General features: G+C 39.9%; 21 protein-coding genes and 1 pseudogene. 1 reads left to right on the top strand and 21 read right to left on the bottom strand.

Annotation, left to right across the window (positions count from 1 at the left end; genetic code table 11):
• The 8 genes and pseudogenes from rluB to ACXVWP_RS01445 all read right to left on the bottom strand — a co-directional run.
• A pseudogene (gene rluB, locus ACXVWP_RS01410) lies at positions 1 to 933 on the bottom strand (23S rRNA pseudouridine(2605) synthase RluB); the annotation flags it as partial.
• A 117-nt stretch (positions 934 to 1,050) separates the two neighbouring features.
• Complete coding sequence (locus ACXVWP_RS01415; RefSeq protein WP_128787353.1) at positions 1,051 to 1,674, bottom strand: L-threonylcarbamoyladenylate synthase; 624 nt, start codon at positions 1,672 to 1,674, stop codon at positions 1,051 to 1,053.
• A 329-nt stretch (positions 1,675 to 2,003) separates the two neighbouring features.
• Entirely contained in the window at positions 2,004 to 2,330 is a 327-nt protein-coding gene (locus ACXVWP_RS01420) for a hypothetical protein (protein ID WP_458473192.1), read from the bottom strand.
• A 59-nt stretch (positions 2,331 to 2,389) separates the two neighbouring features.
• Positions 2,390 to 6,529 carry a host specificity protein J gene (locus ACXVWP_RS01425; protein ID WP_458473193.1) on the bottom strand — a complete coding sequence of 1,380 codons (4,140 nt, stop codon included), beginning with the start codon at positions 6,527 to 6,529 and terminating at the stop codon, positions 2,390 to 2,392.
• Between the two features lie 10 nt (positions 6,530 to 6,539).
• Positions 6,540 to 7,175 carry a tail assembly protein gene (locus ACXVWP_RS01430; RefSeq protein WP_297567853.1) on the bottom strand — a complete coding sequence of 212 codons (636 nt, stop codon included), beginning with the start codon at positions 7,173 to 7,175 and terminating at the stop codon, positions 6,540 to 6,542.
• Positions 7,118 to 7,852 (bottom strand): C40 family peptidase, encoded by a 735-nt coding sequence (locus ACXVWP_RS01435; protein ID WP_297567855.1) that lies wholly within the window; start codon positions 7,850 to 7,852, stop codon positions 7,118 to 7,120. The genes ACXVWP_RS01430 and ACXVWP_RS01435 overlap by 58 nt, the downstream gene beginning before the upstream one ends.
• A 3-nt stretch (positions 7,853 to 7,855) precedes the next feature.
• Positions 7,856 to 8,566, bottom strand: coding sequence for a phage minor tail protein L (locus tag ACXVWP_RS01440; RefSeq protein ID WP_289901877.1), 711 nt, complete (start codon positions 8,564 to 8,566; stop codon positions 7,856 to 7,858).
• Between the two features lie 44 nt (positions 8,567 to 8,610).
• Positions 8,611 to 9,129, bottom strand: coding sequence for a phage antirepressor N-terminal domain-containing protein (locus ACXVWP_RS01445; RefSeq protein ID WP_289901878.1), 519 nt, complete (start codon positions 9,127 to 9,129; stop codon positions 8,611 to 8,613).
• Between the two features lie 317 nt (positions 9,130 to 9,446).
• On the opposite strand from ACXVWP_RS01445, the gene ACXVWP_RS01450 reads away from it, so the two are divergent.
• Positions 9,447 to 9,755 carry a type II toxin-antitoxin system PemK/MazF family toxin gene (locus tag ACXVWP_RS01450; protein WP_297567915.1) on the top strand — a complete coding sequence of 103 codons (309 nt, stop codon included), beginning with the start codon at positions 9,447 to 9,449 and terminating at the stop codon, positions 9,753 to 9,755.
• 160 nt (positions 9,756 to 9,915) lie between these two features.
• Here ACXVWP_RS01450 and ACXVWP_RS01455 read toward each other — a convergent pair whose 3' ends face one another.
• The 13 genes from ACXVWP_RS01455 to ACXVWP_RS01515 all read right to left on the bottom strand — a co-directional run bounded on the left by ACXVWP_RS01455 (position 9,916) and on the right by ACXVWP_RS01515 (position 20,273).
• Positions 9,916 to 10,806, bottom strand: a complete 891-nt coding sequence (locus ACXVWP_RS01455; RefSeq protein ID WP_297567858.1) for a phage antirepressor N-terminal domain-containing protein — start codon at positions 10,804 to 10,806, stop codon at positions 9,916 to 9,918.
• Positions 10,807 to 11,179: 373 nt separating this feature from the next.
• On the bottom strand, positions 11,180 to 11,638 hold the full coding sequence (locus ACXVWP_RS01460) for a ProQ/FINO family protein (RefSeq protein WP_048953023.1): 459 nt from the start codon (positions 11,636 to 11,638) through the stop codon (positions 11,180 to 11,182).
• A gap of 113 nt (positions 11,639 to 11,751) precedes the next feature.
• Positions 11,752 to 12,105: a hypothetical protein gene (locus ACXVWP_RS01465; protein ID WP_297567861.1), complete on the bottom strand. Its 354-nt coding sequence runs from the start codon at positions 12,103 to 12,105 to the stop codon at positions 11,752 to 11,754.
• Between the two features lie 75 nt (positions 12,106 to 12,180).
• Complete coding sequence (locus tag ACXVWP_RS01470; protein ID WP_458473195.1) at positions 12,181 to 12,750, bottom strand: DUF1902 domain-containing protein; 570 nt, start codon at positions 12,748 to 12,750, stop codon at positions 12,181 to 12,183.
• Between the two features lie 329 nt (positions 12,751 to 13,079).
• Positions 13,080 to 13,541 carry a hypothetical protein gene (locus ACXVWP_RS01475; RefSeq protein WP_204628476.1) on the bottom strand — a complete coding sequence of 154 codons (462 nt, stop codon included), beginning with the start codon at positions 13,539 to 13,541 and terminating at the stop codon, positions 13,080 to 13,082.
• A gap of 94 nt (positions 13,542 to 13,635) precedes the next feature.
• Positions 13,636 to 16,854 (bottom strand): tape measure protein, encoded by a 3,219-nt coding sequence (locus ACXVWP_RS01480; protein ID WP_369866651.1) that lies wholly within the window; start codon positions 16,852 to 16,854, stop codon positions 13,636 to 13,638.
• A 9-nt stretch (positions 16,855 to 16,863) separates the two neighbouring features.
• A complete protein-coding gene (locus ACXVWP_RS01485) occupies positions 16,864 to 17,190 on the bottom strand; it encodes a phage tail protein (RefSeq protein ID WP_289901882.1) in 327 nt (108 codons plus the stop codon).
• A 38-nt stretch (positions 17,191 to 17,228) separates the two neighbouring features.
• The gene (locus tag ACXVWP_RS01490; RefSeq protein WP_458473223.1) at positions 17,229 to 17,570 is read right to left on the bottom strand and encodes a phage tail assembly chaperone; all 342 of its coding nucleotides are present in this window, start codon (positions 17,568 to 17,570) and stop codon (positions 17,229 to 17,231) included.
• Positions 17,567 to 17,971 carry a hypothetical protein gene (locus ACXVWP_RS01495; protein ID WP_046949759.1) on the bottom strand — a complete coding sequence of 135 codons (405 nt, stop codon included), beginning with the start codon at positions 17,969 to 17,971 and terminating at the stop codon, positions 17,567 to 17,569. Before ACXVWP_RS01495 ends, ACXVWP_RS01490 begins: the two co-directional genes overlap by 4 nt.
• Before the next feature lie 97 nt (positions 17,972 to 18,068).
• Positions 18,069 to 19,079, bottom strand: a complete 1,011-nt coding sequence (locus tag ACXVWP_RS01500; RefSeq protein WP_289901883.1) for a phage tail tube protein — start codon at positions 19,077 to 19,079, stop codon at positions 18,069 to 18,071.
• Between the two features lie 8 nt (positions 19,080 to 19,087).
• Positions 19,088 to 19,480: a phage tail terminator-like protein gene (locus tag ACXVWP_RS01505; protein ID WP_289901884.1), complete on the bottom strand. Its 393-nt coding sequence runs from the start codon at positions 19,478 to 19,480 to the stop codon at positions 19,088 to 19,090.
• A 6-nt stretch (positions 19,481 to 19,486) separates the two neighbouring features.
• Positions 19,487 to 19,879 (bottom strand): HK97 gp10 family phage protein, encoded by a 393-nt coding sequence (locus ACXVWP_RS01510; protein WP_118856328.1) that lies wholly within the window; start codon positions 19,877 to 19,879, stop codon positions 19,487 to 19,489.
• Positions 19,872 to 20,273, bottom strand: a complete 402-nt coding sequence (locus ACXVWP_RS01515; RefSeq protein WP_289901885.1) for a hypothetical protein — start codon at positions 20,271 to 20,273, stop codon at positions 19,872 to 19,874. Before ACXVWP_RS01515 ends, ACXVWP_RS01510 begins: the two co-directional genes overlap by 8 nt.
• Between the last annotated feature and the right edge of the window lie 2 nt (positions 20,274 to 20,275).

A 20,275-nucleotide genomic window follows, 5' to 3' on the forward strand; every position in this document is an offset into this window, starting at 1 on the left:
TTATTTTTTATAGCGTTTACTTAACTCAGTATAACGTTTTACTGCTTTACGAATTTGACCTGATTTTGGTCGGCGACGAGGTTTTGTTACATCTAATTTGGTTTCGGTTTCTGGTGGTAAGCCTACTAACTCACGTAGATAGTTGACGTTTTCCAGATCCATTTCTTCCCAGCCACCACGCGGTAAGCCTTTCATTAGCTTAATGTTGCCGTAACGAATGCGAATTAAGCGACTCACCTGAATACCTTGTGATTCCCATAAACGTCGCACTTCACGATTACGACCTTCCATTAGAGTCACGTCGTACCATTGGTTAATCCCAACACCGCCAGCAAATTTGATTTCTTTGAAATTGGCTGGACCATCTTCCAACTGCACACCTTTACGTAAACGTGCTAACATCGCATCGTCCACTTGACCAAATACGCGCACAGAATATTCACGTTCAACTTCACGACTTGGGTGCATTAAACGGTTAGCTAATTCACCATCAGTTGTGAAAAGTAATAAGCCCGAAGTATTAATATCTAAACGACCGACTGCAATCCATCTTGCACCATTTAAGCGTGGTAAACGGTCGAATACAGTTGCACGACCTTCTGGATCACTACGGGTACAAAGTTCGCCTTCCGGTTTGTAATACATTAATACACGACATACTTCTTTTTGTGCTTGTTGAAGGTTGATGATTCGACCATCAATACGCACTTTTACACCAGAATGTACATCGATACGATCACCAAGAGTCGCCATTTTGCCATCAACACTCACACGGTTTTCAGCAATCATCGCTTCAATTTCACGACGAGAGCCTTGTCCCGCACGCGCAAGCACTTTCTGTAATTTTTCACCTTCTACAGTAGATTGACGAGAGGGTCTAGCTACCTTAGCTTTAGGGGTTGATTTGATGTCAGAATTGACCGCACTTTTACGTTCTTTACGCTCAAAGTGCGGTTGCTTTCCCGCTTGTTTTTCACGTTCTTGTCTGACTGTTTTTTGAATAGGTTTCATCTGTTTTCCTTTGTCGCTTTCCCAAGCGTCTAAAATAAGTTAAATGAAAGGATCGGTACTACCACTTCCTTCACGTAAAATCACTGGCGATTCTTCCGTTAAATCTACCACCGTTGTTGGCTCTTGACCTAAATAGCCACCATGAATAATTAAATCCACTTGACGTTCTAAACATTCACGAATCTCTTCTGGATCGGAATAAGTCATATGTTCATTATCAGGCAACATCAGTGAGCAAGATAGAATTGGCTCACCTAATGCACTCAATAAATCCAAAGCAATTTGGTTATCTGGCACACGCAATCCAATGGTCTTGCGTTTTGAGGTCATTAATCGACGTGGAAGTTCTTTCGTCGCCGTCAAAATAAAAGTATAACGCCCCGGCGTATTGTTTTTAATTAAACGGTAAGCCGAATTACTCACCGTTGCGTAGGTTGAAAGCTCGGATAAATCGCTACATACCAACGTAAAATTATGCCCTTCTGGCAATTTACGAATTGCAACAATACGCTCCATCGCATGTTTATCACCTATCATACAGCCTAAGGCATAGCCCGAATCTGTCGGGTACACAATGACACCACCTTGACGCAAGATTTCTACCGCTTGATTAATCAAACGCGCTTGTGGGTTTTCAGGATGGATATAGAAAAATTGGCTCATAATTTTGTCCTTAAAAAACTGACGAGATTATACACCGATTTAGATGCAGGTTATAAGAATTTGTTATAAAAAATAATAAGCAAGCCTCGTAAAAGGATTTGTTTTATTTTTTCGTTCCGAAAAAGTCAATATTATTGTTCTTTTTTCTCTTTTAAAATCAAAGATATTTAAAATTATTTCGGAACATATTTATAACATAAATGGATGATTGTTACAGGGTTAAGTGCGGCCATAACAACCGCACTTTTTTACTAGACCTGAGGGTATGCCGAGATTACAAAATCTTTTGCCGTACTCGGATCGATTTCACCGCTTTCCAGTTTTGCTTTTTACTGCTCTACTTTTCCACCAGCAAACATATATGGGTTTACATAGCCTATATATGTTTCAGGGCTAAAATCTTCAGGTTGTGCCTTAACTAATTCATTTAACGCCCATTCATACGGAATCCTGTCCCATTCTGGCACAGCTTGGATAGTGAAAGTATTTACAGATAAGGATTCTTTCCCTTCATCCTTTTTGGCTTTTGATACATACGATGCAATAGTGACAAATGTACTATTATTGACATAGTCAACTTGTAAACCTGTGACTGCATGATATTCTGACATGGCGCCAGTACGAATATCTTCGATTTGTTTTGTGATGTATTTCATTTTTTTACTCCAATAAAAACCGCACATAAAAAGTGCGGTCATTTCGTTAAATTATCTACCTATTGATAGATTGTTCTTGCGTCAGATACAGCGTAAGCTGTAACGCAGATTTTTGGATTACCACCGCTAAAGTCAAACACCTCTGGTGGGTGGTTTCCTCTAGATGTTTTTGAATAATAGTATTCTTTTCGTTCGTTAGCATTGATAACAAAGCTAACGTCAGAATTAACGATAAACACAATGCGTTTAACTGGTGATGGGTTGATGTGAATTGTAGCGGTATAGAAAGTGACCTCATCATTTTTCGAACCTACTGTTCTTATATTAATATTTGCTACAAACACCTCGCACAAGTTGCCACCAACCAAATGATTAACCTCAAGCGTACCACTAAATTTACCAGTTACAGCTTCCAGTCTTGCGCCTTTGATTACGCCACCTTCTATGGTTGAGCCTTTAACAGTACCACCACTAACAGTTGTACCATTAACTGTTCCACCATTGATTGTTGCACCATTAACGGTGTTACCAGTAATGACACCACCAATTATTCGTGGTGCTCTAATTTCTTGGTTAGCTTGGATATGGTCGCCACGGATTGTGTTAGCAATAATGCTTCCACCATGCACTTCGGTTACTCCTGCATTTTGCCATGGGCTAGGCTCCGTAGTAAATTCCGTGCACTCTTCAAGCATTGGCCGAGCGACTCGTAGATGCTTAGCTGATTCATTGCTGTTCGCTATAACCCAGAAGATTGGCGTAATCCGCTCTACGTCACTTGGTGCTTTAAATTTTATAAATGCTCGCTTGGTGTAGCCAGCAAGTCCACCATTGAACGAGTAACCTATAATATTCTCAGAATTAAAATCCTTGTATTCACCATTTTTTAAATGACATCTTGCAGTTAATCTCGCCATCCCCCTGTGAATACCCATATATGCAGATAGCATATACCATTTATCGCCAAGACATGGCGCAGATTGCATTGCCACTGTAGCTGATGCCGATGAATCACCGTCTATACTAAAAAGAAGCTGATTTTCACCAGGTAGATAATATGTTAATCCCCAAGTATCATCAGCTTGTTTTGAGTTTGCTCTAAGATTATGAGCCGTTGAATTACTCCACCATCTGCAGCCGTGTGGCAATCCATCACCTCCCACATTTGAAAATATAGGATTAAATAAGAGATTGCCACCGCTACCAGATGACAATTTATCTCTCGTCACAGACCCCGCCACAACCAAATCACCACGAATACCTACTTGACCATCAGCTACACTAAATACAGGTTTGACATTACCATCATTAGAATTTGCCACAATCCCGAATTTATCAGCCATAACAATGACCGAACTTTCTTCATGGTTTGCACCGAGAGCGATCCCTGCAACAGCAGTCCGCCCACCAGCAATAGCTTGTGTTTTGATTGTGTGCATTGAGCTAACTTTGCCATTAAGTCCGGCAACAACACTACTCACCTGCGATACTGTTGATTCAGCATTGCCAACTTTAGCAGTTAGTGCACTGATTTGCTGTGCGTTTGCTTTATCACTTTGCGCTTGAGCTTGTCTTACTGCGGTAATGCCTGATAAAGCTGATTCTGCCTTAGCTGTCACAGTTTTAATTGTTTCAGCTTGTGCTTGGTCTGTTTTTTCAAGATTTTTAATTGCAGTTCCTGATGATTGAGCTTGTGCAGCTATTTGAGCCAATGCCCCCGCAACAGCAGTTTGTCTTGTTTTAGCTTCTTCGCCAACAGCATTATTAATATCTGCTTTAATGGAATTGATAAGCTCTTGACCAAGTTGGGATTTAGTAATTTTCCCTTCTAACGCATTTAACAAATTATCAGGATTATGGTCTGCTTCACCAAACACCGCCTCAGTGAACTCACCTTTATTTCTCTGCTTATCTACTCCTCTCAAATAAAAGTAGTAGCCTGTTGATAAAGGCACACCATTAATAACATAGTTACTTTGAGGATATGGCAGTGTTGCCACTTTCACTGCAGTGCTTATGTCATTTGTATTGCTACGCCAAATCTCAGTACTAAACCCAGGTGTAAATGTCTTAGGTAAATCCCAATCCAGCTCAATAGCAAACAACAAGGATTTAGTAACAAATCTAGGGATGTTGAGATTAATCTCAAATGAGCGCGTTACAGGATCTGATAATTGGCCCCTTTGATTTCTGGCTCTAATCTCTGCCGTGTAACTGCCATTCGGTAAGTTATCAAGCGATAATTTAGGCTCTTTAAGATCTAAATACGTTCTAAATAAAGCACCGCCTCGGTAGAGCTTCACCTCATAAGTAAATATCTCATTAGGTGATGACAAAACATCCCATGTTAGATTAATGCCATCATCGCCATAGTTTACATTTGAGCCATTAACTTTTGATAAGTTACGAATAGTCGTCTCTTTTGGCTCAAACTTGGCGCCATTATCAACAATCACCTCTTTCTGTGGCTCGTGCTGCAAGGCTGTAATGGTATATTTGCCCTTGCTTTCCTCTTTTACAGATAAGGCTTTAAATAATTGGCTTGTTACCTGTTGAGTACTTAACGACCATACACCGTAAGCCTCTAGTCCTGCTGGCTCTTGGTCTAAAGTAACTTCGGCGCCATTTACAGATACAATCTTAATATCTTGATGTTTAGCTTGAGCGTTGATATAGCTAAAATAACTATTGCCATTGACTGAGATTTCTCGGTCTAGGGTAACTTTTTTACCATTTGCCGCTAAAACTCGACCGCCAACATTAGTACCTGCGTAATACGTATCAGCGACTTTGATAATGTCGCCTGGCACGTGCATTAAGCCCTCTGCACCGACTGTAAAGGTGACTGTCTTAGTCTCGAGTTTCTCTGTTTGCAACAACCACAATCCAGTGCGGTGCGCTTGACCCCTAGATGTACAACCAAATGCGGTGATTTTCTTAACGTTCAATCCATTCTTGCGGATTGACTCATCGTCAGAAACATACTCAATCGCTCTTTCATAAGAGTTATCTTTGTCTGCGTATTCAACCTGAATTGCGTTATGGCGAGATTTTTTTGCCGAGAACGTATAATTAAATCCGCTCTCATCCACGTTTGCGTTTGTGTATGTCCAAACTGGGTCGGCTGGTCTATCCATTACAACTGTTAGCTGTTGACCGTTCCACACTGGCATCGAACGGAAGATTGAGCAAATATCATTAATCACATCATATGCGGAACGTTGCTCGGTTAGCCATGCATTACAGGTAAATCTTGGCTCTTGTCCGCCGAAACCGTCTGGCACTAATTGGTCACAATATTGGGAGACTTGATACAAAGTCCATTTATCCGCACCAAACTCACCTAATCTATTGCCTAATCCGTAACGCTTGCTTGTTGCTACATCGTATAAAATCCAAGCTGGATTATCTGTCCAATCTGTCTTAAAAGTACCGTCCCACATACCAGTATATTTTCTGGTGCGTGTGTCGTAATTGCTCGGTACTTTTACTCTCAAGCCTAACAAGTCATAGGTTCTTGCTGGGATATTGCTAAAATACTCAGAATCAAACTTCACGCCAATTAAGGCGGTATTTGGATAAGTGAATTCCGTGTCGATAATCTCTGTGTAGCTTGACCAAACTGTATTGTTTTGTAGTCTTTGTGATTTACTATCTTCCGTTACTCGCTCAACCTTAACGGTAAACGGAACTGGAGGCAGATTATCAAAAGTGTGTTGTTGTAAATATTGTGAGCTATATTTGCCACTAATTGAAACTGGATAAGATTGTGAACCGATAGTAATAACAAGATTTACCGTTGTTCCGCTTGTGTCGCCATTTTCAGCTTGACTAAAAAGAGATTGAACGCCAATGGTTAAGCGTAATCGAGAGACTTTGTTATCTGTAACTGTTCGTGTAATTGGTAAATTCTTTCTAACTTGCGTTCCAACGCTGACTTCTTTTTCTGAAGTATTAAATCCTGCAATTACATCTTGAACTTGGCTACCTACTCGCCCCTCTAATTGGACGTTATTAAAGTTATAAGAACCGTCTTTGTTTTGAACTGGTGTATTGTCAAAATAGACGGACTTCATTCCATCGGCTAAACCCTCAATCTCACCATCAGAAATAACATCAATGATTTTGACTAGCTGTTTACTTCGGCTTGTTTCTTTGGCCTCAACAGGCGTATGGACGCCACCGCCACTTTTACCCATTGTCTAACTCCTATCGTTTAAATCTTGGTAATAATTTGCCTTTTTTCTCTTCTGGAGGTTGTCGCTCAATATCCATCGTCTCAACACCTTGCGAGATAATCAGCGAGCCGACTCGAATTCGCCCATAAGCGAGAGGCATTGGACGACCTTGAGCTGCCATGTTCGAGAGGTTTGAAAAGCTGGTTGATTGTTTCTTCTCAGCATCTTTGCCTGTTGACATTGACGGCATTTTCGTGAGCATTTGAGCTACACCACCCAATAACATTGATGCACCTACTCCACCGACCATCCAAGCAGCATTTGCACCGATAACACTAAATCCTAATGGACCTAAGGCGAAAGCTGTTGCAATCAAAGCTACACCAGCAATCACGCCAAAAAGTCCACCACGTTTTGAGCCTTTCAATGTTGGGGTAAAATGCACTGTTGCATCATCTTTCAGCTTTTGATTTAATCCTTGCTCAAGATAGCGATTATCAAAGTAATCTCGCCCTACCCTTACGGTAAATAAGCCTTGCTGAATGAATTGTCTAAGTTTTGGAATTTGGCTTGTGAGAGCTTGAACGACTTCGGCAGGCGTTTTGCAATCTAACCTAAATTCAGATCCAAACTGTTTAAGGCTACCGTAAAATCTAACGTTGACCATTCTCTGTATCTCCAAATGCTGTGAGTATGTTTGAGCCAGTAACCATCATATAAATCACGCTTAGATAGGCGTTTTGGCGCGTGATGCAATACCATTTGTTCGCCAATATAGATTGCTGCGTGATTCGGCACGTTTGCCCCAACACTAATCAAAATCACATCACCAACTTGAGGCTCTGAAACTTGCTCAAATCCGCACTTTCCCATGTTGTCTAAGTAGAGATTTAAACCATCTTCCCACCAGTAATCAGGGCGTTCAAAATCAGGCAATTCACAACCAGATAAGTGGTAAAAGTCCCTGAATAGCGTGTAGCAATCTGTTTCACCGTGATCAAACTCACGACCGATTAAAAATGGGATTTTTGAGAAAATATGGATTTCTTCATCGCAAACTAACCAAAAATCTAATTGGCTATATAGTTGCGTTTGTAAGTCTGATTGAGAAAGTTTAGGCTCGCCTTGTGGGTGTGAGTGGACTAATGCCACAATCTCGCCTTTCTCTGATGCGTTGATGTAATCTTCTGGCGTGATTTCAAAGTGATTTTCCTTATCTTCTGCTACGTTTTCGCAAGGTATAAAGACTTTTTCACTGCCCACTAAAACAACAAAACCACAGCTTTCCTGTGGTTCTTTTGATTTTGAGTAATGGATTATTTCATTGTGTAGTTTACCGTCCATTTTCTACCCCAATTTATCAACGCTAACAAACCCGCCATAGTTATGCGTGTTGTTTCTTAGTTTGCAGCCAGTCAACAAGCCACTGCACTTATCTTTTTTAGGGTCGTTTGTCGGCTGGTCTTTCTCGTCTGCGACTGCTCGCCCTGTATAACCGCACTCAACACCACGATACAGCCAATTACAAGTAGAGGTAATCATTCGCCCAATTAGTGCGTTATCAGTCTCTGACGGTAAAGCTAGAGTAAATTGAGCTACGTCTCGATTGAGCGATGATAATTGTTCAATCAGAAAATAACTCAATACTTCTTGCGATGGGTCGGCTTGCTTATTTCCACCCTCGAAATTAACTGCATCGAGATAGTGCATATAGACTAATCTTCGTCTAACCACACCACCTAAACACTGCTCAAAACGATTACAAAGCGCGGTAATAAATCCGTTAATATTTCCCAGCGTGAGAGTTGGTCGATTACTTGGGCCATTACCTGACATTTCAAAGCCATCAGCTTTTACGGCAAATGGCTCAAATGTTTTGCCTTGCCATACGATAGATTGAGATTTTTCATTAGTGCCAGCATAAAAGCGATATAACTCACCATTAATGCCGTCATTATCTTTCAATCCTCGTAAATCCACCTCAAACAACTCAATGAGCGCATTTTGTTCAAGTTTGGCGAGGTCGAGTTTAAATGCGTTACTAATTAAGGCTGGCATTATTTACTCCAATAAAAAACCGCACTTTCTAAAAGATTGTGCGGTTATAAGTTCACGAAAAGATCTAACTGTTTAATTTGTAAAAGCTCACGCTCAAGGGCTTGCTTTTCTGATTTGCATTGCTGCAATAATTTTCCCCGTTCACCAGCTCGTTGCGTGTATTCGGCTTTCTTTTGTTGCCACAATGCCAACTTGTTTTTGACTTCGTCACGGCGGGCGACACCTTCCGTCCAATAGTCCCACAACGCCAAGAAACATTCCTCTTGGTAATTTTCCAAGCGTTCTTTTAAATCGGCGCGCACTTTGTTTGGGTTAATGCTAAACAACCAGCCGTTTAATTTTTTGATTGGCATACAAAGCATTTCGTATTTTTTGCCGTCTTTACCAGTTGTGGTGATATGACCACAACTGAATTTTTGGTAATGAGAGGTGAGTTTTCTATGTTGAACCTTCCAATCCAGCCCAATTCCTTCCACAATCTCACGCATTGCCACATAAGCAACGCCGTTATTGTCCACTAAAGTAACTTCTTTACCTAAAAATTCTGCAGTTAATGTTTGCATATTTCTTCCTGTTTTCTCCACAAAAAGGGGCCTGTAAGAAGCAGTGAGTGGAGAAAGGAAGCACCGCTTGTCACGTGTACATCGCTATCTTACAGGCAATAAAAAAACCGCCCATAAGAGCGGTTGTTTGTTAGTATTATTGTGTTTATTCCATGTTGCAGGTAAACCCTACTCTATAGGAAAATCTAATGGTTGATCTCCGTCATTGCGTCATATAAGATCTAATAAAAACATCAATAAATCTTATGACTTTAAAATATCAACCAAAGGAAAAATCGGTTTTAATGTGTGACTTTTCTCAATTCAAGTCACCAGAAATGACAAAGGTTCGCCCTGTTGTTGTCATAGCTCGACATAAGAGAAACAGGGAGCTTGTTACTGTTATCCCATTGAGTACAACCGAACCTAATCCCCTAGAAAATTATCATTATGCGTTACCTGTAAATCCGCTACCAGACAAAGCAAATATTCAATGTTGGGCAAAGTGCGATATGGTTTACACAGTGTCACTATCTAGATTAGATCGATATAAGGTTGATAAAAGAACCTATATCGTTCCTGTTGTGTGTGACGAAGATTTTCAGTTGATTAAAAATTGTACTGCAATAGCCTTAAAACTAAGGTAGAATCTTACCCGTACCCGAGAGGGGCTTGTAAAACCAATTTGAAAAACAGTTGGTCGATTAAACAAAGGCGATAACAAGCCAGTTTAATCGTGAAGTGGGGAGCATTAGGCTCCCCTTTGTTTTTCTTCTTTCCCAAAGTTCGGTCGGATTTTGTGGTGTTTTATAGAATATCTAGCTGAAAGCCTGTTGCTTTAGGGTTGTAGGCTCGAAGATATTTTAAGACACGCCAGTTATTGCTTTGCTCGCATTTAAATTGTTCTGTAATACGTGTCAATACGTTATGGGCCTGACGGAGAGTACTGCGATATTCGTAAGCAATGTCATAAACGGAAGCAGCATAATGCGAGCCAATTTGTTTTAATGCTGGGTGAAGCACTTGGCAAAGTTCGGTGCCACGCAATAAAGCAAACCATGCCCAAACGAGCTGTTGCAGGTCATGCTCTGTAAATTCACGGATGAATAGCTCATCTTTTTTCTGTTCAGTGATAAGCTCACCCTCAAGCACAATTCTGTGTACATACTCTACTGCTTGCGGTAATTGCTCTAGTGTTAAATCTTCGATGCTTTCCACATTAAAGCGTTGATGGATTAAATGATAAGCCTCAGAATAAATTAATCCCTTTTTGCTCACCAACATATTTACGGCATTGCGTAATCCTGTGCGATCATCTACCGTGGTTTTACGTTCAGCTTTACCATTAAACCAATAATCATGTAACGCTTGATAACACTCTTTTTTGTATTTGATTAATGTGTCACGGATTTCTGGTTTACAACGATTAATATCAATACCAAATAACCAACCGTTTAAGTATTCGATTGGTAAGCAAATCATTTGATAATTCTTACTATCGCTTCCAGTCATATTCATGATGAATATAACTGAATTTAGTACATCATCACGTCTAATTCGATTGTATTGCGATTCCCATTGAATGCCGATATTTTCACAAATAGGCTTCATAGCAACATAATGCACGCCATTTTGTTCAACGGTAATTAATGACTGATTGTTGAATGAAATTGTTTGGGTTGAAATTTGATTAGACATAACTGTCTCCTGTGGTTTTTTTTCGATATTAAGATTTACCCAATTAAGGGTGCCGGGTGGTTCGAAAGCCTTCCACAGATAGGCTGGGATTATTCCCCTCAATGAAATTTATAATGGCTTGTAAATCTCACTGCTTTATGGGTGTTATATTCTCCGCCCACCCGGCATAGATAAAATGTGGTTATGCGCAATGAATGTTTAATGGCAATAAACAAACAAGGTTGCTAAATTTCACGCATAAAAAAACCGCTATGCTGTCGGGAGCGGACTAACCGCTGTGGAATATAAGGTTTCGACACCTTGAGCAGATAACTATCTGCCTGATAAAAATCATAATGAAAAAGCCCCTTGGGTGTCAAGGGGCTTTTTGTAATTATTCACTTTTAATTTTGGGCGTTCGTCTATGGATTACAACTACTTTACTTTTTTCAGGATTTTTCTGCTCAAGCAATTCAACTTTCTTATATTCAATCTTCGTTTCTCTTGCGAGTGCAATAGCAAAACGATATTCAGCATTGGCTTTGGAATTATGTTCGTTAATTTGATTTAATCTTTCTCTCGCTAGTTGCTTTTCTTCCGCAGTAATTAACCTCACTTTTGAACCATTAACATCTCTGATCCATTTTCTACGAACAAAACGTTTTAAATAGCTAGGTGAATCTAAATAATATCGCATAGCACTTCGAACCACTTTTGATAATTCATCATCACCAAGTACGGCAAGCATATCATCGATAATTGTAGGAACTAGTGGTTTAGTATCGAAAAAGACATTTGGAAACCGTTCTTTTAACTTAGCTAAATTTGCTTTGATATTATCTTTTCGACCCATATCTTACCCCATAAAAAACAGCTTCCATTGGGAAGCTTTTTGGTTAAGGTTTCTGACGCCTATGGGGCAAATAATAGTATAAAGCCCATTGATTGCAATAGGGCTTTGTTAATTTAACGATAGCTTTTGTTACCACCAGATGTATAGCAATATCTGCCACCTCTTGGTCCGTAGCAATAGCCATAACCGCAGTCACAACTACTCAAGTGTCTATAACGTTTCTTAGTAGGATATGATGAAACAGCTTTCTTTTTTGCTTTTGATTGCTTATCTACCGATTTCTCTCCTTTTGGCTGAGGGAATATACGGCTTTGCCCTGGCATTGTAGCAGTGGTATTATCAATTTGTGGAGTTGAATAAACTTCTCTTGTCTCCCATTTTGAACCGCTACTGCTGTTATGTGTAAATCCAGAATGGCATGCAGATAAAGTAAGGCTTATTAAGCCAATAAATAAGCGTTTTTTCATTCTCATCTTTCCGTAAGTAATTAAGAATTATACCACCTCTATTTGTATGGTGATTGAGTAATTACTCTTTTCCCATCAAGTTTGGATAAAGGCAAGGCGGATATTATCACTTTCACTGCCGTAACCTTGTAATTCGTGCATTTCAGGTGCAATTTCCCACACGCGTTGTTGCAATTCTTCATAAGTGCGGCCTTCAGTGACAAGATGCAACTTATCGCACGTGCCAATCCACGCGGGGATGTTATCTTCTACATCGTACATCACTTCCACGATATAAGGCGGATTGATTTTATCCAAGCGTTTCTTCACTGACATGAGCGTATCCTCAATGGTTATGCCGAAATAACTATTGGCGTTTGATAAAGTTCCAATGTACCACGTTGTAAAGGTGCTAGCTTGGAATGCAGCACTACGCATGATTTCATCATCGACATCAATCAATTCACTACAAAAATGAAGTAAATTACCCACAGCGTGAAAATGAATTGCTGCACCAATTTTAGATTCTCCAATCACCACTGAAACCACGTCGGATTTATCGCCGATAATTTGTGTAATGCCTTTATTCATCAGTTCTTCAACAATATAGCGATAATCTGAAGGGTAAAATTCATAGAAAATCTTTGTTAAATCTGATTTTGACACAAAGAGTTCACCGTCTTTAAGGGTAAACCGTAAAGGGAGAGTGCCAAAATTTGAGGTGAATACATTACACTTTTTATTAGACATTATAAGCCTTCTTTTTATCTAACACATTTCTCTAATCAACATAAAAACACTCACCAAAAATGAAGTGGACGGGTAAATTTATGTGCTATTAAAGGTTAAATAACAGTGATTGAAATAGTTCAAACTGTATCGAATGATAGATGAAAAGTTTTATTTTGACAAGAAATTGCTTGCAATGACTAAAAAAGAAATAAAATCTTACCGCATGAAAAAGCCCCTTTGTAGTCAAGGGGCTTATATTTATTTTATTGCTTATTTACATATTGAGGTAATAAAAGATCAAGCATATCTTGCATTTGATTTTGTGCTTTATTACCTTCAAAAGGCATTTTATTTACTTGCCCCATAGCCATTTGAGTTTCGCTCCAAGCATTTACCCAAACTTTAGAACCATTTCCTTTTTTTGATACTGAAAATCTTAATTTATTTTGTGGAGTAGTTGAGTAGGCATTACCTATAGCAAGCTGAGTAAAGAATCCTTGAGCTCCTTCAGCTTCTTTTGCGCAAACTACATAGTTTTTATTTTGTTCTTCAACAACAAATCCTTTGTCATTGCAATATTCAGTGATTCCATTAATAACCTGATCTACAGTTTTGTTTGGAAATTCAGTCTCAGGTTTTCCTGAAGATGTTTGTTTTTTTAACGGTTCTTGAGCACACCCTACCAATAATGCGCAAGCTAACCCAGTTAATAATAATTTTTTCATTAATATTCTCCACATAACGGTTATAGGGAATATTATATTTTGAAAAAATTAAAAAACATTGAACAAGATCACAAAATGGAAAATTCGCCTAAAATTAGGCGAACATTCCACCTGGTCTCATATTTTGTTGCATTATTGTTCCTGCCTCTTTTCGAGCAATGGCTTGCACTAATTCCACAGTAATTTCTAAGCCGCCACTGGTCTCTTTGGTTTCCACGTTGGCGTTTGTTGGCTCACCGTTGTTGATGATGTTTACTTTCACCCCCCGATTATTCGCATTCATTGGTGTGCTTGGTGCATATCCACCCACTGAACCGCCGTTTGCGTAGCCCTGTGGTTTAGCCTTGCGTTGATAGTTGAGCTGATCGAGGTAATTCACACCCAAACGGCTTACTGCTTCTTTGGTAAAGACATATTCGCCTTTGTGAACAATACCAGCTGGCGTATATTTCCCTCCTTGACCAGTAAATCCCCCTTCATCAAATCCAACGAGTCCACCAGTATATTTTGAGTCAAACCCGAAAAATTTGCCAATAGATGTTCCTTCGAACGCCGCCTTGAGTGATGCAAAAATCATCATTTTTACAATCATTGAAGTGATATCTTTAATCACTGATTGCGCAAAGCCTCGGAAATTTCCTTTACCTGTTAATATGAAATCAGTTACGGCATCTGACATCCCATTAAACGCATTTAACGTAATTTGAGATACGTTGCCCATCACATCTTCCGCCGTATTTTGGAATTTTTGGAAACCATCTCTAAATCCAGCCGCTGGATCGCTTTTTAGTACTGCGGTTTGTTTAGCTTGTTCTTCTTTTAAGCGTTTAATTTCATCAATCGTCTGCTCAAGTAAGGCAATATTTTCTTGCGTCATGCCTTTGCGCAATTTTGCCGTTTCAAGCTCTAGTTGATGATTGAAACGTAACTGATCTACCGCTTCACTTGTTTGACCAATAAGCGTCAATTCAAATTGTCGAGCCTCAATCTGCTCTTTGTAATTGTCACCTAAATCGCGGATTGCAACTTGTTGCTGCCCACTGTCAATTTCACTGGCAAGGCGTTTTAGATTAGCAAGTCCTTCTGCACCAAAGTGCGCATATTTTTCACCATTGGCAGCAATATCGTTTGTGAGTTTTTTTAACTCTTGATATTGGCTAATTCCACCATCTTGTAGATTGGCTTTTATGTCCGCTAGGCGTTGTTGGAGTTGGGTCACTTGATCGGTATATTGTTTGACATAATCAACTTTATTCCCACTCCCTTTTGCCCCGCTAGATCTATTCTCTCTAGCTAACGCATTGGCTTGATATTCTTTTTCGATTGCAGCAAGTTCAGACTTATTATATTTGCCTTGCTCAGAAAGCCGTTTAATATATTTTTCTGTTTCTCCCGCTGCTCTTTCTTGTGGCGTTTTTGCATTAGCAATTTTTCGATCAAGGCGAAGATCGTCAATAACCTTTTGAGCATCTGCGCCAATACCTGCGGTTTCTTCTTTTACGCCAATTACACCGCTAAGTAGCAATCTTGCTTTTTGCGCTGCCTGAGCTAATGCATCAGCCATCCCTAAGATTTTACCATTGGCGTCTGGTAACAAATCTTTAAAGTCTTCTGTTGAAAGTTTTAACTCAACAAATTTGTCTTTATTAAATTGTAATTCAGGATAGAGCTTTTCTACGCTCTCTTTCAAACGTTGAACTGACTCCTCTGCACCAATAGATTTTAAATCTCGCTCTGACTTCGCTAACTGCTGATTAGCTGAATCTATTTCGCCTTTCTTGATTTTTAAATCTTCAAGAAGTTGATTATAGCGTTTCAGTGCATATTGATTTTGCCAAAGGTTCCCCTCATCCATAGTTTTAGTTTGAATCGATAATGCGCGCTCCATTCTTGATTTTTCTTCAATCAATGATTGAATTTGATTCTTCTGCTCTGCCATAGAACGCTTCAATTTTGCGCTCATTGCTTCTAGCTGATTTGCGGTCAATTTTTGTAGAGCATCACTTGTTACATCAAGACTTTTCGCATAATCAAGGTTTTCCTGTTTGGCTTGTTCTGCATTTTGTTTCCAGGTATAAAATGCCCCCGCCCCCAAAGTAAGCGCAGTGGTGACCAGTCCAATAGGTCCACCTAATAGACTTAAAACACCACTTGATGCTCGCCCAGCCAAAGATAGTTTTTGTTTAGCAAGCGCTGCCCTTTCTGTTGCCTCTCTCTCTGCGTTCATTAATACTGTAAGTTGAGAGGTTTGGGCGGCCATTTGACCACGTAGCGCCATTCTTGTTTGTTCTGATTGAGCTAAACTTAATTGGGCGCGTAAAGACTGCATTTGTATTTGTGCTAGTCTTAATTCAGCCGTAGCTTGAACAGATGTAGCCTGTGCAACCTCTAAAGCCGCAAGAGCCTCTTGCCGTTTAGTTAATACAGACTTAATCCCTGCTACAGAGGCTTTACCTAATTGTCCTAGCAGAACCGAACCAATCACCACCGAAAGATAGTCAATATTTTTGGCTAAAAATGAAACAGATGCAGCCATCCCATCAAAGATACCACTGCGATTACCGACATCATCAACAAATTTAAGTGTTTGGTTTTTCAATTGAGTCATTGCCTGACCAAAAGTCAAAGGCATTTTTTCAAAATCTGCTGAAATTTTCTCAGTTGCGCCTGTAATAGCTTCAAATAACAATTGAGAGGTGATTTTACCTTCAGAAGCAAGTTGTTTCACTTCTGAACGGGTTTTCCCCATATACTGAGCAACAACATCTAAAATAATGGGGGCGCTTTCAGCAATAGTACGGAACTCGTCACCTTGTAACCGACCTGAACCTAATGCTTGTGAAAGCTGGAAAAGCGCACTCGCCTGCTCTTGTGCGCCCACTCCACCTACTGCCATCGCTTTATTTAACGTTTCAGTAAAAGTTAGAATCCGCTCTTGGCTATAACCGTAATCTTTCAATGCTCGAGCAGAGCGAGCGTAAATTGTGGTTGTAGCCTCTAAATCAGCGCGTGTGCGTTGCGAAATAGAGAAAAGCTGGCTTTGAACAGCTTTATATTCTTCAAATGAATTCGTGACAAATTTCACCTGGGCAGCAAGGGTTTTCATTTTGTCGGACATTTGAATAAATTGCCCAAGGCCTTGAATTCCCAATCCAGCTGTCATTAAGACTTTTAATTTACCCATTACGCCTAAAAGAGATTGAACTGCGCGCTCAGTAGATTTTGCGTTATCCGTCACCGAACGAATATCACGATTAACTTTATCAACCCCTATAGAACGTAACTCTATGCCTAATTGTGCGAAATCTGCCATAATTTACCTCTATGCAACAACTTCCTTAAAGGTTGCTGTTAGCGTGCTATATCCTGTTTTTTTGGTTTCATCCCATTCACCACAGGTAAACAATCCTTTTTTATCTCCGTAAGGTTGCCACGAAAAGGCTGTCACCCCACGACATTCATCAAGGAACATGTCTATTGCCTTGATCTTTTCTTCTGAACCACTAAAGACCACATCGTAGGTCCTTAGGTTATTATTAATTCCATCTGATTGTCGCTGTTCATAACCGTCACCAAATCGAATAGTATTTACATTCGGCTTTTTTTTCCGCTTCATATCCCAATCGGCTTGCCAAGTAAATTCTTTCATATTCATTCCTTAGTAAAAGTCTCAAGCCAAACCTTGAGCTATTCAGCTTGAATATTCAACCACAATATATCAAGTCGTTTAATCACCTCAACCTCCCATCTTGCCAATGAAGTATTAGTCAATTGAGACCATGCCAATATTTCACTAAAAGTAATAGGATTAGCGGACATTCCGCACTGACGGGAGGAGGATACGGCATAAAAATACTCAAGCAAATAACCCACCGCAATATTGGGCGGAGGGTTATTTAGCTCTTCTGGCGTTATGCCTAATTGCTGCTCAATAACTTGAAGATGCTCGCGTTGTGTCGCTTTGGAATTGTCTGGTCGTTTATCAAGACGAAATTCTGCCTGAGCAAACTCGTAGAGATGTTCGATCAGGCCTTCAAGAAATTTCCCAAGTCTTCTGACTGTTCAATGATTTGTTCAGCTAACCAAGGACACTGGGTAAGCAGCATTTTCACATTGGCGGGGGTAAACTCAAGAGGAGTTCCTTCCCATTCTAAATTCTCCCAGCTAGCTACGCGCACAATGGCGTTTTCAAGAGCTTCCGATTTCAATTCAGAGAGTTCTTTAAATTGTGGTTTGCGGGTGCGCTGGTTTTCAAATTCTTGCTTTTGTAATTTGCGTAAGACGTTAGATTGAAAACGCTGTACAACATCACTTTGCGAGGCATAGACATCAATCATTGCTCCAGTTCCTTCCCCAGTAATCGGGTGAGTGACTTCAAAGCGATAAGTATTTTCAGAAGCTTTAACAGTATTTAATTTAGAAAAGTCCATTGTGTTTTCCTTATAAATTGGATTGAAATAAAAAAACCGAAAGTGATGAACTTTCGGGGTTTGTTTTCTATAAAGTATGACTAATTTTCACCGCGCTTTAGGCTAGTGAATCTTGAATGATGAGTGTTGTGGGTTTCTTTAATACATCATCAATTGTACTTTCCGCATCATAAATTGCGGGGAAAGCATCAAAGTTTAGGGTTTGAATAAGGTTTTTTGCACCGTCATCAATTTCAATAGAAGTTGCTTTCACGCCTGGCAAGATGAACGTTAAATAATCTCCGTTGTCGACTGATTCGGCATCCATTCTTAAAGCAAGAGAAAGATTCGCGCCGCTACGCACAGCGTCAATCATGGTTTTATCTTGGAAATACATCGTAAACGATCCGCTAATTGCCACTGTGCCAATAAACACGTCAGGTGCGTATTTCGCGCCCAGTACCGCCTCACTCGACGCATTCAAATCAATGTCCATCTTCAAACCAGTAACTAACGCCGCTTTGGTTTTGTTAACCATCAGCTGACCATTTACGCCTGCAACCTTAGCTGATTGAGTCACTTCCTGCGCACCAGTAAAATATGTAGTTTGACTCTCCTCGCCTTTTTGTCCTAAAAAGGTGACCGCAATCGATGCTATACCATTCGGTTGAATATCTAGGCTAATTTTAGATACTCGACAACCTGTATAAATGCGACTTAATCCAATATCTGCGAAGGTGTCTTCAAGCGTAAAGGAATCAGTTGTATGGCCAGTTTCAGGAATTACGAGTAATTTACCTTGTTTTTCACCTGCCCCAGTGCTAGTTTTCTTTAATACGGGTGATTTTGCTTCTGTCCATGTTCCGCGCAATGCGGCTGCAAAAAAATCAGACCATTGACCTGCAGACAATTCACCTTTCAAGTCGCCCTCCACTTTTTCAAATCCAACAATGGATGGAGAGCGTTGCATATTTTCTCGAATTTCCTCACTTGAGAATGAATCAAATGTTGAGTTCAGTGAGCTTTCTGTGCGAGGCATCACTTTACCAATACCTTTTGCAGCACGTACTCCAAATGTTGTTTCTTTTGCAAACGTAACTTTACGTTTTACACCTTGTGCATTTGCCATATAACCTCCTAGAGTTCATAAGCGGTAAAATTGATTGTAACTGGCAACGCCAGTTTATTATCGTTTAAAAAAATACCGCCAATAAGTGGCGGTTTATGGATGATGATTTGAACGTTATCCTTAATAAAGGACTGACCGTAAAAATGCCGTCGAATAACTGTCGCACGCTCCTCAATGGCTTTCGTGCCTAATCCTGCCTCATAAAATAACGTTAATTGTAAAAAACCTAATTCTTCAGCATGTGGCCGATCAGAGATTGCACCTGTATCGCTAGATGAAATAGTTAAGTGGAGCGTTTGATATGGTAGTTTGGGCGTATTTAAAACGCCTTCCCATGCGGTATTAAATTGTCCTAATTGGTTTAAGTGTGTTTGCAATACAGACCGAATAATTTGTTTCATCTAAAATCACCACCTACTTTTCTTTAATAACGCTTCCATTTCTTGCACAGTAATCCTCACCATGCCTTTTGGAGCCTGAATCGAAAAGCCATTGTTTGTTTTACGCCCTCCTGGTTTAGGGTATAAACCATATTCCAGCGTCAAGGCATAAGGCTTATCCGTCGCAATGTAAAGCGTATTACCAAATTTTGCATTGTTAATCACTTCATTAGAACCATTAAATACAGATGGTGCTTCTCCCACCGAGACTGTCCAACTCCGACGCAACTGCCCGCTATCGACAGGCGTTTTAGATTGCACTTTTTTAAATGTATCCAATGCGATTTTCCGTACCAACATATCTGCACGTTGCATCGTTCGTTCTCTAAAAGCCTCAATTTCAGCTACAAATCTACCCATTTACTAACCTTGCCTGAAGCTTGTAATAAATCGTCATACCAGATGGTTTTAATGGCTGACAATTCACAATTTGCCAACGCTCTCCATTAACAAGGAGCACACTTAAAAGCAGCTCTTCTCTCGAAAGAGGAGATGATAGGCTTAACGTAATAGACACATCGCCTTGTTGAACTAAGCTTGCCTCACCTTTTAAAACACCAGAACTTTGGAATTGAGGAAAGTCATAGGTCAATTGGTTAAATATACAAACACCCAATAAGCGACGCTTGCGTCGAGTTGCCTCACCTGTATTAACGTTGTAATCACTGGTAATGTTTTGTTCAATACTACATGGCACCCCAAATTCGGTTAACAAGGTCTTTGCAGTATCAGCCAACTCATCATAAAATCCCATTC

Source organism: Haemophilus sp. SZY H56 (assembly GCF_054332415.1).